Raw genomic sequence first — 16,280 nt, 5'->3', positions numbered from 1 at the left:
CCCGATTGCGCCGGGGCGGGGATGCACAGGAAGGGAGGGAAGGCGCGACGCCTAGCTCAGCCGCGCGCGCTCCTTCTCGATCCGGTCGTAGGCGGCGTTGATGGCGGCGACCTTCTGCGTCGCCAGATCCACGAACTCCTGCGGCATGCCCTGGGCGATCAGCACGTCCGGGTGATGCTCGCGCACCAGCCGCCGGTGAGCGGCCTTGATCGCCTCGTCGCTGGCGCGGCGGGAGACGCCGAGCACACCGTAGGGATCGGTCTCGTTCGGCGTGCCGGCGATGTGGTGGCCGGCGACGATGCGCTCGAACTCCTCGTCGGTGAAGCCGAAGATGTGGGCGACCGTGCGCAGATACTCGACTTCCGTCTCGTGCAGCTCGTCGTCGGCCTCGGCGATGGCCAGCAGGCTGTCGAGCAGCTCCTCCAGCACGGCGCGGCGGTCATCGAACAGGCCGGCGATCTGCTGGGCGTATTCCTCGAAGCCGTGGGTGTCCTTGCGGGCGAGGTCGAAGACGTGGCCGACCGTGTCCAGCTCCTCCGGCGGGACGCGGAACAGCCGCTTGAAGGTGTCCACCTCCACCCGCTTCACCACGCCGTCGGCGCGGGCCATCTTCGCCGACAGGGCGATCACGCCGATGGTGAAGGCGATGGACTTGGTGGCGTCCGCCGGGCCGCACAGGCCGCGGATGCCGCGCCCCACCGCGTAGCCGGCGGCCAGACCGATCAGGCCTCCGATCGGCCCGCCGATGGTGAAACCGGCCGCCCCGCCCAGGACGCTGCCCCAGATGCTCATTTTTATCCGCCTTTCGACCGCCGGAGCAGCATACCGGCAGTCCGGCACCGCGCCAACCGGCCCATACTTTTTCGTTGTTTCCCAAAATCTTCGCGCGCCGCGCCCTTTTCATCCGTTGGGGGTAGGGGATTTTCCGGCGAAGCCAAATGTTGCTGCGCTGCAACAGATGCCGCGCCGTCATCGTCAGGGGCCTTGCCCTTCGGCCGAGCCTTCGCCATGTTGCGCCGCAACAAAAGAGGACGGCCGATCCAGGCCGCCGATGGGGAAGCGGACGACGCGAAGCGGTGCGATGTCCCGAATCACCAGCGCCACGAGTCTCCCTATGTCCGCCATCCGCAAGCTTCTCCCCGCCGAGCGCGGTCCGTACCGCGCGCATCTGTTGCGGCTGGACAAGGCGGACCGCTACGCCCGATTCACCGGCACCGTCTCCGACGAGGTCATCGTCCAGCATTGCGACTCGCTCGACTGGACGCGGACCACGCTGCTCGGCCTGTTCGACCGCGGCGAGCTGCGCGGCGCGGTGGAGCTGTGCTTCGACCGGCTGCTGTGGCCCGGCGCGGCGGAACTGGCGATCAGCGTCGAGAAGGGGTTTCAGGGGCGGGGCGTCGGCTCCACCCTGGTCCGCCGCTCGCTGGCCATCGCGGCCAATCGGGGCATCCGACAGGTCCACATGATGTGCCTGTCCGACAACACCCGCATGCGCGCCCTGTCGCGCCGCTTCGGCGGCCACATGGAGCGCGACGGCGGGGAGTTCGCCATCACCATCGACCTGCCGCGTCCTTCGCAATTCTCGCTGGCGCTGGAGGCGTTCGAGGATGGGGCGGGGGCCGTGAACGCCATGCTGGACGGGTTGCCCGCGCTGCTCAAGGCGGCCTGACCGGACGGGCAGGGGAAAGCAGCGCATCCCACCCTTTCGTGCACCCCGTCTTGACCAGCGGCGGCGTATGGTCACACTCCCCGTAAAGCCAAGACATCAGGGAGTGGGATATGGCGCCCCAACAGCAGGGCCGGTGGCAGTTCTGGATCGACCGCGGCGGCACCTTCACCGACATCGTGGCCAAACGCCCGGACGGGTCGGTGGTCACGCACAAGCTGCTGTCGGAGAATCCGGAACGCTACCGCGACGCCGCCATCCAGGGCATCCGCGACCTGCTGGGCCTCGCCGCCGGCCAGCCGATTCCGGCGGAGGCGGTCGAGGCGGTGAAGATGGGCACCACCGTCGCCACCAACGCGCTTCTTGAGCGCAAGGGCGAGCGCACGCTGCTGCTGATCACCGAAGGATTGGGCGACCAGCTCCGCATCGGCTACCAGGCGCGCCCGAAGATCTTCGCCCGCCACATCGTCCTGCCCGAGCTGCTGTACGAGCGGGTGGCCGAGGTGCCGGAGCGGATCAAGGCCGACGGCACGGTGCTGAAGGCGGTGGATCTGCGCGCCGTTCGGGTCCAGCTGGAGCAGGCCTACCAGGACGGTTTCCGCGCCGCTGCGGTGGTGCTGATGCACGGCTACCGCTTTCCGGATCATGAGAAGCAGGTGGCGGCGCTGGCCCGCTCCATCGGCTTCACCCAGGTGTCGGTCAGCCATCAGGTCAGCCCGCTGATGAAGATCGTCGGGCGCGGCGACACCACGGTGGTCGACGCCTACCTGTCGCCGATCCTGCGCCGTTATGTGGAGCAGGTGGCCGGGGACCTCTCCGGCGTGCGGCTGATGTTCATGCAGTCGAACGGCGGCCTGACCGACGCGCGCTGGTTCCAGGGCAAGGATGCCATCCTCTCCGGCCCGGCGGGCGGCATCGTCGGCGCGGTGCGCACCGCGCGCATGGCCGGCTTCGACCGGGTCATCGGCTTCGACATGGGCGGCACCTCCACCGACGTGTCGCACTACGCCGGGGAGTATGAGCGCGCCTTCGACACGGTGGTGGCCGGGGTGCGGATGCGCGCGCCCATGATGCACATCCACACCGTGGCGGCGGGCGGCGGCTCGGTCTGCTTCTTCGACGGGGCGCGCTTCCGCGTCGGGCCGGAGAGCGCCGGGGCCAACCCCGGCCCGGCCTGCTACCGCCGCGGCGGGCCGCTGACCGTGACCGACTGCAACGTGATGGTCGGCAAGCTGCACCCCGACTTCTTCCCACACGTCTTCGGGCCGGAGGCCGACCAGCCGCTCGACGCCGCCATCGTGCGCGAGAAGTTCGCCGAGCTGGCCGAAGAGGTGAACGAGGCGCTGGGCACCGAGATGACCCCGCATCAGGTGGCCGAGGGCTTCCTGAAGATCGCCGTGGACAACATGGCGAACGCCATCAAGAAGATCTCGGTCCAGCGCGGCTACGACGTCACCCAATACACGCTGAACGGCTTCGGCGGGGCGGCGGGGCAGCATGTCTGTCTGGTCGCCGACGCGCTGGGCATGCGGAAGGTCTTCCTGCACCCGCACGCCGGCGTGCTGTCGGCCTACGGCATCGGCCTCGCCGACACGGTGGCGATCCGCGAGCGCGCGGTGGAGGCCCGGCTCGACGACGCGCTGGTGGACGAGCTGACCGCCACGCTCGCCGCTCTGGAGGCCGAGGGGCGCATGGAGCTGGCCCGCCAGGGCGTGCCGGAGGACCGTCTCGCCGTTCTGCGCAAGGCGCACATCAAGGTGGAGGGCTCCGACAGCCCGCTGGTCGTCGATTTCGGGCCGCTCGACGCCATGGCCGCTGCCTTCGAGGCGGCGCACCGCCAGCGCTACGGCTTCATGATGGAGGGCAAGGCCCTGGTGGTCGAGGCCGTGTCGGTGGAGGCGGTTGGCCGCACCGAGAGCGCCGACGACCAGGACCTGCCCGGCGTCACCGGCGCCCTGCCGCGCCGCCTCGCCACGGTCACCCTGCACACCGGCGGCACCGACCGCGAGGCGCCGGTCTACGACCGCGACCAGCTTCAGCCCGGCAACCGCGTGACCGGCCCCGCCGTCATCAAGGAGAAGATCGCCACGACGGTGGTCGAGCCCGGCTGGATCGCCGAGGTCACGCGCAAGAACCACCTCGTCCTGACCCGCTTCGAGGAGCTGCCGCAGCGCCTCGCCATCGGCACCAAGGCCGACCCGGTGATGCTGGAGGTCTTTAACAACCTCTTCATGTCCATCGCCGAGCAGATGGGCTTCACGCTGGAGAAGACCGCCTATTCGGTGAACATCAAGGAGCGGCTGGACTTCTCCTGCGCCCTGTTCGACGCGGACGGCGGGCTGATCGCCAACGCCCCGCATATGCCGGTGCATCTCGGCTCCATGGGCGAGAGCGTGCGCGCCATCGTCGAGCGGCGCCACGGCGCGATGAACCCCGGCGACGTCTATATGCTGAACGACCCCTATCACGGGGGGACGCATCTGCCGGACATCACCGTCATCACTCCGGTCTTCGACGAGGCCGGCGAACGGGTGCTGTTCTACGTCGCCTCGCGCGGGCACCACGCCGACGTCGGCGGGATCACCCCCGGCTCGATGCCGCCGGACAGCACGACGATTGACCAGGAGGGCGTCCTTCTCGACAACATCCAGTTGGTCGAGCGGGGCCGCTTCCTGGAGGAGGAGGTCGTCGCCCTCTTCACCGCCGGGCCGCAGCCGGCGCGCAACGTGGCGCAGAACCTGGGCGACCTGAAGGCCCAGATCGCCGCCAACGAGCAGGGCGCGCGCGAGCTGCGCCGCATCGTCGCCCAGTTCGGGCTGGAGACGGTCAACGCCTACATGAAGCTGGTCCAGGACAACGCCGAGGAGCAGGTCCGCCGCGTCATCGACGTGCTGACCGACGGCGAGTTCGTGCAGGAGCTGGACAACGGCGCGGTCATCAAGGTCCGCATCACCATCGACAAGGACGAGCGGTCGGCGCGGGTGGACTTCACCGGCACCAGCCCGCAGCTCACCAGCAACTTCAACGCCCCGACGGCGGTGTGCCGGGCGGCGGTGCTCTACGTCTTCCGCACGCTGGTGGACGACGAGATCCCGATGAACGAAGGCTGCCTGAAACCGATCGAGATCGTCATCCCGCCGGGCACCATGCTGTCGCCCAGCTACCCCGCCGCGGTGGTGGCCGGCAACGTGGAGACCAGCCAGTGCGTCACCGACGCGCTGTACGGCGCGCTCGGCGTGCTGGCCTCGGCCCAGGGGACGATGAACAACACGACCTTTGGCAACGAGCGCTACCAGTATTACGAGACGGTCTGCGGCGGCTCCGGCGCCGGTCCCGGCTTCGACGGGACGGACGCGGTGCACACCCACATGACCAACTCGCGCCTGACCGATCCGGAGGTGCTGGAATGGCGCTTCCCGGTGCTGCTGGACAGCTTCCGCATCCGCCGCGAATCGGGCGGGGCGGGGCGCTGGCGCGGCGGCGACGGGGTGGTGCGGCGCCTGAAGTTCCTGGAGCCGATGACCGCCGCCATCCTGTCCAACCACCGCCGGGTTCCGCCCTTCGGCCTGAAGGGCGGCGCCCCCGGCCAGATCGGCCGCACCTGGGTCCAGCGCACCGACGGCTCGGTGGAGGAGCTCGGCCCGCAGGACAAGACCGCCATGGGGGAGGGCGACGTGCTGGTCGTCGAGACCCCGGGCGGCGGCGGCTACGAGGAGGCGTGAGAATGCCTGTTCCTTCTCCCCCCTGGGGAGAAGGTTAGGATGAGGGGGCGCCGAAGGCGGCCAAGGGCACGAAGCGGGAGCCCTTCTCCGCCCGGCCGGGCGTAATGCCCCCTCACCCTCCCCTCTCCCCAGGGGGGAGAGGGCTTTTGCTGTGGCACCCACCCATGCGCGCGAGTCGCTTGTCTGCGCGGGCGGCGGGGCTTAGCTTCTCCGGTCCTACCACCGCACGGCTTCGTGCCAAAAGGACCCCCGGGGAGATTCGTCCATGACCGCCGTACCCGCCGCCCAGCCTCGCGTCGCCTTCACCGACGAGATGAAGGCCGAGTTCAAGGCCCTGCTTGGGGACCGCTTCACCACCGCCGCGGCGGTGCGCGAGCATCACGGCAAGGACGAGTCCTACCACCCCAACTTCCCGCCCGACGGCGTCGCCTTCGCCACCTCCACCGCGGAGGTCAGCGCCATCGTCAAGCTGTGCGCGAAGCACAAGCTGCCGATCATTCCCTTCGGCACCGGCACCTCGCTGGAGGGCGGCGTCGCGGCGCTGGCCGGCGGCGTCTGCATCGACGTGTCGAACATGAAGGAGGTCCTGCGCGTCAGCCCCGAGGACCTCGACGTCACCGTCCAGGCCGGCGTGACCCGCAAGCAGCTCAACGAGCATCTGCGCGACACCGGCCTGTTCTTCCCCATCGACCCCGGCGCCGACGCCTCGCTGGGCGGCATGGCCTCCACCCGCGCCAGCGGCACCAACGCGGTGCGCTACGGCACCATGCGCGAGAATGTGCTGGGGCTGACCGTGGTGCTGGCCGACGGCCGGATCATCAAGACCGGCGGGCGCGCCCGCAAGTCCGCCGCCGGCTATGACCTGACCCGCCTGTTCGTCGGGGCGGAGGGCACGCTCGGCATCATCACCGAGGTGACGCTGCGCCTCTACGGCATTCCGGAGGCGATCTCGTCGGCGGTCTGCCCGTTCAACGACATTCGCGGCGCCGTGGACACGGTGATCCAGACCATCCAGTCCGGCATCCCCGTCGCCCGCATCGAGCTGCTGGACGAGGTCCAGATGGACGCGGTGAACAAGTATTCCAAGCTGGACTACACGGTCGCCCCGACCCTGTTCTTCGAGTTCCACGGCACGGCGGCCGGGGTGAAGGAGCAGGCCGAGATGGTCGCGGCCATCGCCGCGGAGTTTGGCGGCAGCGAATTCACCTGGGCGACCCGTCCGGAGGACCGCTCCAAGCTCTGGCAGGCCCGCCACGACGGCTATTACGCGGCGCTGGCGCTGCGCCCCGGCTCCAAGGGCTGGCCGACCGACGTCTGCGTGCCGATCTCGCGGCTGGCCGACTGCATCCTGGAGACCAAGAAGGACATCGCCGAATCCTCGATGCTGGCCCCGCTGGTCGGCCATGTCGGCGACGGCAACTTCCACCTCGTCTACGTCATTGACCCCGACAAGCCGGAGGAGATGGCCGAGGCCAAGCGCCTGAACGACCGCATGGTCGACCGGGCGCTCGCCATGGGCGGCACCTGCACCGGCGAACACGGCATCGGCTACGGCAAGATGGAGTTCCTGGAGAAGGAGGCCGGCGACGCCTTCGCCGTGATGGGCGAACTGAAGCGCGCCTTCGACCCGGAGAACCGGATGAACCCCGGCAAGGTCGTCCGCATCTGAGGCAAAAGGGGAGCGCCGCGGCGCTCCCCATCCTCCCTCCGGTCAGCGCGTCAGCCGCGTCATCAGGCTGGAGGTGTCCAGCCGGTTGCCGCCCATCCCCTGCACCTCGGCGTAGAACTGGTCGACCAGGGCGGTGACGGGCAGGCTGGCGCCGTTGTTGCGGGCCTCGCCCAGCACGATGCCCAGGTCCTTGCGCATCCAGTCCACGGCGAAACCGAAGTCGAACTTGCCGTCCAGCATCGTCTTGGCGCGGTTGTCCATCTGCCAGGACTGCGCCGCCCCCTTTCCGATCACATCCACGACCTTGTGCCCGTCCAGCCCGGCCTTCTGGGCAAAGGCCATGCCCTCGGCCAGACCCTGCAGCAGACCGGCGATGCAGATCTGGTTGACCATCTTGGTCAGCTGGCCGGCGCCCGCCGGCCCCATATGGGTGACGGAGCGCCCGTAGCAGGCCATCAGCGGCTGGGCACGGGCGAAGGCGTCGGCGTCGCCGCCCACCATCACCGTCAGCACGCCGTTCTCCGCCCCGGCCTGCCCGCCGGACACCGGCGCGTCGAGAAAGAACAGGCCGCGCGCGCGGGCCAGCTCGGCCATCTCGCGCGCGACGGTGGCGGACACCGTGGAATGGTCGGCGATGATCGTGCCGGGCTTCATGGCGTCCATCGCCTCGCCGGCCACCGCCCGCACGTCGTCGTCGCCGCCGACGCAGAGGAAAACCACCTCGGCGTCGCGGGCGGCCTCGGCCGGGGTGGCGGCCGGGGTGGCGGCGCCGGCCCCGCCGAAGCGGGCGGCCCAGGCCTCGGCCTTGGCGGCGGTGCGGTTGTAGACGGTCACCCGGTGGCCGCCCCGGACGGCCAGATGGCCGGCCATGGGGAAGCCCATCGTGCCAAGCCCCAGAAAGGCGACGGAGCGGGAATCGGTCGCGGTGTCGGCCATGGTCCTGTCTTTCTTCGTTGTGATCGGCTGCGGGTTGTTTTTGTCGGCGTCTGCCCTTGGACCGCCAAGCTAGGCCGGGAGCGCGCGCCGATCAAACGCCGTCCGCCGGACGCAGCGCGATTGAAGTGCGGCAGGGTCCTTCCCCCATCCAGCATCCTCCGGGAGCGGCACTCTGCCGCGGGAGGCATGACTCTTTCGAACGAGGTTGTCTTGCCGCGCCCTTGCTACCGGCGCGTGATGTGTTAAGACGTTAATGCCGGGTTTGCAGCGCAGCACCCGGCCATGCCGGCGCAACGGCGCCGGTGAACCAGGGCAGAGCCGGGGCCGCAAGACCCGGGCCGGAGAACAAGGGAAGGATAGCCGCATGACGAATCAGTCGGGTTTCCAGGATGCGCCGCCGGACGAGCGTTCGAACCTCACGGACGAGCAGGAGAGCGCCATCCGCGTCCTCGCCAACAGCCTGCACCGCCTGAACGACGCCGTCGTCAAGGCCGTGGAAGCCGGCGTGACGGTCGAGCTGATGCGCACCGCCCGCTATCACAACGCGACGGGCAACTGGGGCGACCAGCTCACCCCGATGATCCGCACCAAGTAAGCGGCTCATCCCATCCGACCGGAAGGCCTCCCGCCCGAAAGGGCAGGGGGCCTTTTCCTTTTCGGCGTTTCCCGTCCTGCCCGATCGATGTTCCTCCCGCGCGGCGGAACCGCGGCGCCCTTCGCCGGTTCCTTCCTTTTGGCCCCCAACAAGGAAACGGTCATGAAGGACGTTCAGAACCATCCCCCGCAGCGTCGGGGCATGAACGACCGCGAAGCGTTCTGGCGCATGCACTGCCTGTCGGAACCGACCTTCACCGACCTCACCCACGGCATCTTCCTGGGGCTGATCTGGTCGGCGGTGCTGTGGGCGCCGATGTTCATCAGCGTCCTGCTCTGACGTGTCCGGTCAGCCAGTCTTCGGTCAGCCAGTCTCCGGTCAGCCAGTCTTCGGTCAGGCGGTCTTCATGGTGCGCAGCAGGGCGCGGACGCGGGCGGCGAGCTGGTCCGGGGTGAAGGGCTTGGGCAGGACGGCGGCGTCGGCCTTGAGCCCGTTCAGCGATTCGGGGCTGTAGCCGGAAATCAGCAGAACCCGGATGTCGGGCCAGCGCTCCTGCACCCGCCGCGCCAGATCGATTCCCGACACGCCGTAGGGCATGACGACATCCGTCACGATCACGTCGAAGGCTGAGTCCTGCTCCAGGATCTCCAGCGCGGCGGCGCCGTGGTCGGCGGTCACCACGTCGAAACCCTCCTGCGCCAGCCCCTCCACGGTGGCCATCAGCACCAGAGCGTTGTCCTCGACAACCAGCAGGCGCACCGGGCCGGGCGGCACCACCTCCGCCGCGTCCGGAACCGCTTCGGCCTCCGGCGCCCGGCCGGACACCGGCAGGCTGACGCGGACCACCGTGCCGCGGCGCGGCGCGCTGGAGATGGTGGCGTTGCCGCCGGATTGCCGGGCGAAGCCGTAGACCATCGACAGGCCCAGCCCCGTCCCCTTGCCGTGCGGCTTGGTGGTGAAGAAGGGCTCGAAGGCGCGGGCGGCGACCTCCGGCGGCATGCCGCCGCCGGTGTCGGTGATCTCCAGAACGGCCAGCGGGCCGTCGGGCGTCTCCTCCTGCCGGGTGGCGATGCGGATGCGCCCGCCCGCCGGCATCGCGTCGCGGGCGTTGACCACGAGGTTCAGCACCGCCAGCTCCAGCTGGACCGGGTCCACCTCCACCGGCAGCGGAGCGCTGGGAAGCGCCCAGTCCAGCGCGATGTCGGCGCGGATGGAGCGCTCCAGCAGATTGGCCATGCTCCGCAGGGCGTCCCCCAGATCGATCACCTTGGGGTCCACCGCTTCCTGCCGCGAGAAGGCGAGCAACTGCCCGGTCAGCGTCCGGGCGCGTTCCAGAGCGGTGCGCGTGCCGTTCAGATAGCGCGCGCCTTCCGCCGGCAGGTGCCGTTCCATCAGATGCAGGTTGGCCAGGGCGGCGGTCAGAAGATTGTTGAAATCGTGGGCGACGCCCCCGGTCAGTTGACCGAGCGCCTCCAGCTTCTGCGACTGGCGCAGCGCGTTCTCCAGGGCTTCGCGGGCGCGCGCCTCTTCGGTCCAGCGGCGGATGGCCCGCGTCTCGCTCCGCGCGCGGCGCAGCGCCAGCAGGGTGATGCCGACGAGGGCCAGCATCGCCGGCACGGTGAAGGCGGCGTAGAGCAGGATGTTGCGCATCCAGCCGGCCCGGATCTCGCTGATCGGAATGCCGTAGGTGACGTAGATCGGGTAGGGCGCGACATGCATGAAGCCGTTGAGCCTCGTCACGCCATCAAGGCGGCCCCGCGTGCGGAACACCCCCTCGGTCTGCCCCGCCGCCATGGCGCCGAGCAGGATGCTGTCCGTGGCGTGACGGGTCTGGCGGTCGCCCATTGAGGGGAAACGGACCAGAACCGAGCCGTCGCGGCGGACGAGGGAGATCGACTCCTTCGGACCGGCGACGACGAGCTGATAGAAATCGCTCAGGTAATCGGCCATCACCGCGGTCAGCAGAACGCCGTTGAACGGCCCTTCCGGTCCCCCCGTGGCGGCGCGGCGGCGCGTGACGTTGAACTGCCGCTTGCCCGACCCGCGCCCCGTGATCGCCTCGCTGACCAGGATGCCGGCGTCGGCGGCCGCCTGGGTCCGGAAATACTCCCGGTCGCCCACATTGATCGGCGGGGCCGGGAACAGCCGGTTGTCGTTGCGCAGCGCGCCGTTGGGATCGACCAGCCCGACGACGCCGATCTGGGGAAGCTCCTCCACCAGCGTCCTCAGATAGCCGTGCAGGTCGTCGGCCCGGCCGATCTCGTCCCAGCTCATGCCGGCGGTCCGCTCGTCCAGCCGGTCCAGGACCTGCTCGACCGTGTCGAAGACCTTCTGCATGTGCTCGTGCAGGATCAGCACGGTCTTGCGGATGTTGCGCTCCGCCTGCGCCTCTTCCTCGTGAAAGTCGCGCCAGGCGATGGCGGTGAACAGCAGGGAGGGCACCAGGACGGAGGCGACCAGAAGGATGCGCAGAAGGCGCACCATTCCTTCCGATTCGGTTGCCAGGGCGTCGAGGTGGCGGAGGGGCATGGTCTGGGGGACTTGAAGGCGGGGAGGGTGGCGACAGGGCGGGACGCCGTGCGCAGGCCATCGGAACCAGGAAGCTATGCCGGTCCGCGGCGGCTGGAGCAACCTGAACTTTCAGGCGCCCCTATGACCTTCAGCGGAAGAGATATGAGGCCGGGTTCCTTCGCCATGGCCCCGCGAAGCCGAAGCGGCGACAATGCCGCGGGATCGTTCCCCTCATCTGTGCCCTGCTGCCGCGGAGACCATCAGCCATGCCCCTGAAGCCCATCGAGCACGCCGACGCCGCTCCCGAAGTGCGCGCTGTCTACGACGACATCAAGGCGGCCCGCAACGTGCCGGACGTCAACAATTTCTGGAAGATGGCCGCCCATCACCCGCCCACGCTGAAGCGCACCTGGGAGAGCCTGAAGGAGGTGATGGCCCCCGGCGCGCTGGACCCGATGGTCAAGGAGATGATCTTCGTCGCGGTCAGCGTCACCAACGGCTGCGACTACTGCATCCGCTCGCACGAGGCCGCCGCGCGCCGCGCCGGCATGACCGACGCGCAGTTCGGCGAGCTGATGGCCGTCGTCGGCATGGCCAACGAGACCAACCGCCTCGCCAAGGGCTATCAGGTGGAGATCGACGAGGCGCTGAAATAGCCCGTCACGCGATGTCGTCGAGGGCGTCCTCCAGCGATGGGTAGATGCCCTCGGCCAGCGAGCCGTCCACCCGCACCGGCCGGGGCAGCACCGCCAGTGCGTCCAGCGCGCCGCGCAGCGTCAGGCCGGTGACCTCCACGAAGCCGCCGCGGTTGCCGTAGCGCCCGGCGGTCCATTCCGCCCGGTCGGGGTCGCCGGACAGCCGCCCGTTGCAGGTGATCATCTCGTGGGTGTCGTCGCCGCCGCGCCGGTTCCAGGCCATGCCGCCGCCCAGCCCGCTGCCGATGTCGCGGGGACGGAAGCCGTGGGGCTGGAGCAGGTCGCGCACCGCGCGGGACACCACCACGGCCTTGGGGTCGATCTCCGTCCCCACCGGGCCGCCCGCCGCCTGGGGTTCCTGTCCGATCGCCTGTTCCATGGGTCCGCTCCCCGTCTGTGTCGCTTCCAAAGGGACAACAGGCGGGAGCGCGGCCTGTGCCGCAGCGGCGGAGCGGAAAAGCGAAAGGGCCGATGCGTTGCCGCATCGGCCCTTTTCGTATTGGTCGGAGAGAGAGGATTCGAACCTCCGGCCCCTGCCTCCCGAAAGCAGTGCTCTACCAGGCTGAGCTACTCTCCGGTCCGTCGGTGCCGCCGTCGCCAGCGTCGCCGTGGAGCGGGTGTATAGACCCATTGCCCGCGGGCTGCAATGGGAATAAGCGGCATTTGCGGAATGTTTTTTTGCCGGGTCGCGAAAGCCGGGGGAAGACCGCCGCAAGGGCTGGTTGGCCGGGCCGGAAAAGCGAAAGGGCCGATGCGTTGCCGCATCGGCCCTTTTCGTGTTGGTCGGAGAGAGAGGATTCGAACCTCCGGCCCCTGCCTCCCGAAAGCAGTGCTCTACCAGGCTGAGCTACTCTCCGGTCCGTCGGTGGCGCCGTGGCCGGCGTCACCGTGGGCCGCGTATATAGCCGCTCGATCCGGGGGCTGCAACGTGAAAATCACCCCCGGCGGCGAAAAAGTTGCGTACGCTTAGAAATCGCGCTCGATCACGAAGTCCAGCACCTCCAGCAGGGCGGCCTTCACCGGGCTGTCCTGGAACAGGCCCAGCGCGTCGCGCGCGATGGAGCCGTAGTGGCGCGCACGCTCCACCGTGTCCTTCAGCGCGTTGTGCTTGGCCATCAGCTCCTGGGCGCGCTCCAGGTCGCCCTCCTGCTGGTCCAGCTCCTCCATGGTGCGGCGCCAGAAGGCCCGCTCCTCGTCATTGCCGCGACGGAAGGCCAGCACGACGGGGAGGGTGATCTTGCCCTCGCGGAAATCGTCGCCGACCGTCTTGCCCAGCTTCGCCTGGAAGGCGGAATAGTCCAGCACGTCGTCGACGAGCTGGAAGGCGATGCCCAGATTCATGCCGTAATCGTAGAGCGCCAGCTCCTCCGCCTGCGGGCGGGCGGCCACCACGGCGCCGACGCGGCAGGCGGCGGCGAACAGCTCCGCCGTCTTGGCCTTGATGACCTCCAAATAGGCCTGCTCGCTGGTCTCGGTGTCGTTGGTGGTGCGCAGCTGCAGCACCTCGCCCTCGGCGATGACCGCGGACGCCTTGGACAGGATGCGCAGCACGTCGAGCGACCCGACCTCCACCATCAGCTCGAAGCTGCGGGAGAACAGGAAGTCGCCGACCAGCACGCTGGCCTTGTTGCCGAACACCGCGTTGGCCGAGGCCAGCCCGCGGCGCAGGTCGCTCTCGTCCACGACGTCGTCGTGAAGCAGGGTGGCGGTGTGGATGAACTCCACCACCGCGGCCAGCATCTTGTGATCCTCGCCCTTGTAGCCGCACAGCTCGGCGGCGGCGAGGGTGAGGACGGGGCGCAGGCGCTTGCCACCCGCGGCGATGAGGTAGCCGGCAAGCTGCGGGATCATCTCCACGGACGAGTGCATCCGCTGGACGATGATCTCGTTGACCGCGCCCAGGTCATCGGCCACCAGGGCGGTCAGATCGTCGAGCGGGGTGGACTTCCGCCGTTTCGGCTCGAGGTTGGTCACGACCGCCAAGGTCGACTCCAATGATGATTGACGTGACGAATTCCGGCAGGGAGCATAACGGCATAGCCTCTTCGGTCAAGTCCGCAAGGCGAATAAGGGCACAGAACAGCCGGGATTTCATGAAGGAACTGCTGCGCACCACCGATCCGGTCCGTCTGAGCTGGCTTCTCGCCCTGCTGACCGACGCGGGAATCGAGGGGATCGTGCTGGACACCCACACCAGCATTCTGGAGGGCTCCATCGGCGCCATCCCCCGCCGCCTGATGGTGGACGACGACGACCACGCCGCCGCCTGCCGCCTGCTGCGCGACGCCGGGGAGGAGCTGGGGGCGTGACGGCGGAGAGCGACGCGGCGTTCGACACGCTTCTCGACGGGCGTGTCCGCCTGCACCAGCCGCAGGCCGGCTACCGCGCCGCCATCGACCCGGTGCTGCTCGCCGCCTTCACCGCCGCCGGGGCGGGGGAGCGGGTGCTGGACGTCGGCACCGGCACCGGGGCGGCGGCGCTGTGCCTCGCCGCCCGTGTGCCGGGTGTCGTGGTCGTCGGGCTGGAGAAGCGGGCGGATGCGGCGGACTTCGCCCGGCGCAACGCCGCCCTCAACGGGCTGGACGGCCGGGTGGGCGTCCTTGAGGGCGACCTGCTCGCCCCGCCGCCGGAGCTGGTTCCCGGCACCTTCGACCGGGTGATGATGAACCCGCCCTATCTGCGCGCCGGGGCGGCCAGCGTGCCGCCTGACCCCTGGAAGGCCGCCGCCAACGTGGAGGGGGAGGCGGGCCTGGCCGACTGGGTGCGCTTCGCCGCTGCGATGCTGAAGCCGCGCGGCACGCTGACCATGGTCCACCGGGCCGACCGGGTGGACGAGATCCTGGCCGCGCTCCACGGCGCCCGAATCGGCTCGCTGACGCTCGTCCCGCTCTGGCCGAAGGCGGGGGAGGAGGCGCGGCGCATCCTGCTGGCGGCGCAAAAGGGGGGGCGCTCGCCGGCGCGATTCACCGCCGGGCTGGTGCTGCACGGCCCCGATGGCGCCTATGGCGCGCAGGCGCAGCGGATTCTGCGCGACATGGAACCATTGATCGCTTAAGCCGGTGCTTTCAATCCGGCGTCAGCGCCACCATTTCAACCGGCGATGAACATGACGAAGCTGCTCGCCAAACTCCCGTTCGGCCCCTGGCGCGACGCCGGGCCGATCGTGTCCGTCCTCCGCCTGTCCGGTGTCATCGGTCAGGCCGGAGCCTTCCGCCAGGGGCTGACCATGGCCAACATGGCCGGGCTGATCGAACGCGCCTTCGCGCCGAAGACGCAGGCGGCGGTGGCGCTGGTCGTCAACTCGCCGGGCGGGTCGCCGGTGCAGTCGGCGCTGATCGCCAAGCGCATCCGCGACCTCGCCACCGAGAAGAAGGTGCCGGTCTTCGCCTTCTGCGAGGACGCGGCGGCGTCCGGCGGCTACTGGCTGGCCTGCGCGGCGGACGAGATCTGGGCGGACGAGAGCAGCATCCTGGGCTCCATCGGTGTGGTCTCCGCCGGCTTCGGCGCGCACGACTTCATCGAGCGTTACGGCATCGAGCGGCGGCTCTACACCGCGGGCGACAAGAAGGTAATTCTCGACCCCTTCTCGCCGGAGCGGGAGGACGGGGTGGCTCATCTGAAGGCGATCCAGGCGGAGATCCACGACGCCTTCAAGGCGATGGTGCGCGACCGCCGCGGCGCCCGCCTGTCCGGGCCGGAGGAGGAACTGTTCTCCGGCGCCTTCTGGGCGGGTCGGCGCGCGCTGGAGCTGGGGCTGATCGACGGCATCGGCGACCTGCGCAGCGTGCTGCGCGGCCGCTTCGGCGAGAAGGTCCGGCTGCGCGTGGTGCAGGAGGACCGGCGCTGGTTCCGCCGCATGGGTTTCCGCGTGGATGCGCCGGTGGGCATGGCTTCGCTGGACCGTCTCGCGGCCGACCTTCCGGCGGCGGCTCTGTCCGCTGTCGAGGAACGCGCGCTCTGGTCGCGCTACGGCCTCTGATTTTTCCGCTTGTGGTCGCCACGAGCCCCCACCCTGGCCCTCCCCCGCTGCGCAGGGGAGGGGATTGAGGGTCGCGCGGCGGAGTTCCCTCCCCTGCGATAGCGGGGGAGGGCTAGGGTGGGGGCCAAGTGCGAGGGCTTATGCCCCGATGAAAATATCCTGGGCTCTCACTGGGTGACTTCGCGCAAACGCTCCGAGGGGGGCGGGACCGGCGCGCCGGTGCGGCGGGCGTTCTCGATCCAGGCGGTGATGGCGTCGAGCGCCGCCGTGCTGGCGTCGGCGGGGGTGGCGCCGCCCGCGGTGCAGCCCGGCAGGTCGGGCACCTCGGCCACATAGCCGACACCCTGCTCCGGGGGCAGGGGGCGGACGATGACCGGATAGGCGCTGGCGTTCATGACGTTGCGTCTCCTCTGCGCACGGTTTTCACCCATTAGGTGCCGCTTCCGCTGCGGACGACAAGGACTCTTTGCGCTGGACGGGCGCTTCTTTCGATGTTCGATCCATTTT

Annotated in this window: 15 protein-coding genes and 2 tRNA genes; 9 read left to right on the top strand and 8 right to left on the bottom strand. The window is 69.5% G+C overall.

What is annotated here, in order from left to right:
* Positions 1-51 precede the first annotated feature (51 nt).
* A complete protein-coding gene (locus tag D3869_RS04640; protein ID WP_137139114.1) occupies positions 52-792 on the bottom strand; it encodes a TerB family tellurite resistance protein in 741 nt (246 codons plus the stop codon).
* Positions 793-1,114: 322 nt separating this feature from the next.
* Between D3869_RS04640 and D3869_RS04635 the strand changes: the two genes are divergently transcribed.
* The 3 genes from D3869_RS04635 (at position 1,115) to D3869_RS04625 (ending at position 7,057) form a co-directional block, all read left to right on the top strand.
* Positions 1,115-1,669 carry a GNAT family N-acetyltransferase gene (locus tag D3869_RS04635; RefSeq protein ID WP_137139113.1) on the top strand — a complete coding sequence of 185 codons (555 nt, stop codon included), beginning with the start codon at positions 1,115-1,117 and terminating at the stop codon, positions 1,667-1,669.
* A gap of 110 nt (positions 1,670-1,779) precedes the next feature.
* A complete protein-coding gene (locus D3869_RS04630) occupies positions 1,780-5,388 on the top strand; it encodes a hydantoinase B/oxoprolinase family protein (RefSeq protein ID WP_137139112.1) in 3,609 nt (1,202 codons plus the stop codon).
* A gap of 265 nt (positions 5,389-5,653) precedes the next feature.
* Positions 5,654-7,057 carry an FAD-linked oxidase C-terminal domain-containing protein gene (locus tag D3869_RS04625; protein ID WP_137139111.1) on the top strand — a complete coding sequence of 468 codons (1,404 nt, stop codon included), beginning with the start codon at positions 5,654-5,656 and terminating at the stop codon, positions 7,055-7,057.
* 42 nt (positions 7,058-7,099) lie between these two features.
* Here D3869_RS04625 and D3869_RS04620 read toward each other — a convergent pair whose 3' ends face one another.
* Positions 7,100-7,993 (bottom strand): NAD(P)-dependent oxidoreductase, encoded by an 894-nt coding sequence (locus tag D3869_RS04620; protein WP_137139110.1) that lies wholly within the window; start codon positions 7,991-7,993, stop codon positions 7,100-7,102.
* Positions 7,994-8,357: 364 nt separating this feature from the next.
* Here D3869_RS04620 and D3869_RS04615 point away from each other — a divergent pair, with 364 nt between their 5' ends.
* Positions 8,358-8,588, top strand: coding sequence for an SMc00767 family acetate metabolism repressor (locus D3869_RS04615; protein ID WP_014241201.1), 231 nt, complete (start codon positions 8,358-8,360; stop codon positions 8,586-8,588).
* 162 nt (positions 8,589-8,750) lie between these two features.
* Entirely contained in the window at positions 8,751-8,927 is a 177-nt protein-coding gene (locus tag D3869_RS32985) for a hypothetical protein (RefSeq protein WP_172428330.1), read from the top strand.
* 54 nt (positions 8,928-8,981) lie between these two features.
* Here the strand turns inward: D3869_RS32985 and D3869_RS04610 are convergent, their stop codons facing one another.
* Positions 8,982-11,072, bottom strand: coding sequence for a hybrid sensor histidine kinase/response regulator (locus tag D3869_RS04610; RefSeq protein ID WP_247895722.1), 2,091 nt, complete (start codon positions 11,070-11,072; stop codon positions 8,982-8,984).
* 293 nt (positions 11,073-11,365) lie between these two features.
* On the opposite strand from D3869_RS04610, the gene D3869_RS04605 reads away from it, so the two are divergent.
* The gene (locus tag D3869_RS04605) at positions 11,366-11,755 is read left to right on the top strand and encodes a carboxymuconolactone decarboxylase family protein (protein ID WP_137139108.1); all 390 of its coding nucleotides are present in this window, start codon (positions 11,366-11,368) and stop codon (positions 11,753-11,755) included.
* A gap of 4 nt (positions 11,756-11,759) precedes the next feature.
* On the opposite strand, the gene D3869_RS04600 is transcribed toward D3869_RS04605, so the two are convergent.
* The 4 genes from D3869_RS04600 to D3869_RS04585 all read right to left on the bottom strand — a co-directional run bounded on the left by D3869_RS04600 (position 11,760) and on the right by D3869_RS04585 (position 13,777).
* On the bottom strand, positions 11,760-12,173 hold the full coding sequence (locus D3869_RS04600; RefSeq protein ID WP_137139107.1) for a hypothetical protein: 414 nt from the start codon (positions 12,171-12,173) through the stop codon (positions 11,760-11,762).
* Positions 12,174-12,294: 121 nt separating this feature from the next.
* Positions 12,295-12,371 (bottom strand) — tRNA-Pro (locus D3869_RS04595).
* A 203-nt stretch (positions 12,372-12,574) separates the two neighbouring features.
* Positions 12,575-12,651 (bottom strand) — tRNA-Pro (locus tag D3869_RS04590).
* Between the two features lie 109 nt (positions 12,652-12,760).
* Positions 12,761-13,777 (bottom strand): polyprenyl synthetase family protein, encoded by a 1,017-nt coding sequence (locus D3869_RS04585; protein WP_137139106.1) that lies wholly within the window; start codon positions 13,775-13,777, stop codon positions 12,761-12,763.
* A gap of 110 nt (positions 13,778-13,887) precedes the next feature.
* Between D3869_RS04585 and D3869_RS04580 the strand changes: the two genes are divergently transcribed.
* The 3 genes from D3869_RS04580 to D3869_RS04570 are packed head-to-tail and all read left to right on the top strand — an operon-like array spanning position 13,888 to position 15,773.
* Positions 13,888-14,103 carry a DUF2007 domain-containing protein gene (locus D3869_RS04580; protein WP_137139105.1) on the top strand — a complete coding sequence of 72 codons (216 nt, stop codon included), beginning with the start codon at positions 13,888-13,890 and terminating at the stop codon, positions 14,101-14,103.
* Positions 14,100-14,849 (top strand): tRNA1(Val) (adenine(37)-N6)-methyltransferase, encoded by a 750-nt coding sequence (locus tag D3869_RS04575; RefSeq protein WP_137139104.1) that lies wholly within the window; start codon positions 14,100-14,102, stop codon positions 14,847-14,849. The genes D3869_RS04580 and D3869_RS04575 overlap by 4 nt, the downstream gene beginning before the upstream one ends.
* 51 nt (positions 14,850-14,900) lie before the next feature.
* Entirely contained in the window at positions 14,901-15,773 is an 873-nt protein-coding gene (locus tag D3869_RS04570; protein WP_349017875.1) for a S49 family peptidase, read from the top strand.
* Positions 15,774-15,940: 167 nt separating this feature from the next.
* Here the strand turns inward: D3869_RS04570 and D3869_RS04565 are convergent, their stop codons facing one another.
* Positions 15,941-16,168 carry a type II toxin-antitoxin system HicB family antitoxin gene (locus D3869_RS04565; protein WP_137139102.1) on the bottom strand — a complete coding sequence of 76 codons (228 nt, stop codon included), beginning with the start codon at positions 16,166-16,168 and terminating at the stop codon, positions 15,941-15,943.
* Positions 16,169-16,280: the final 112 nt, after the last annotated feature.

Source organism: Azospirillum brasilense (assembly GCF_005222205.1).
GTDB classification, from domain to species: Bacteria; Pseudomonadota; Alphaproteobacteria; order Azospirillales; family Azospirillaceae; genus Azospirillum; species Azospirillum brasilense_G.
This window is presented reverse-complemented; position numbering and strand designations above follow the sequence as displayed.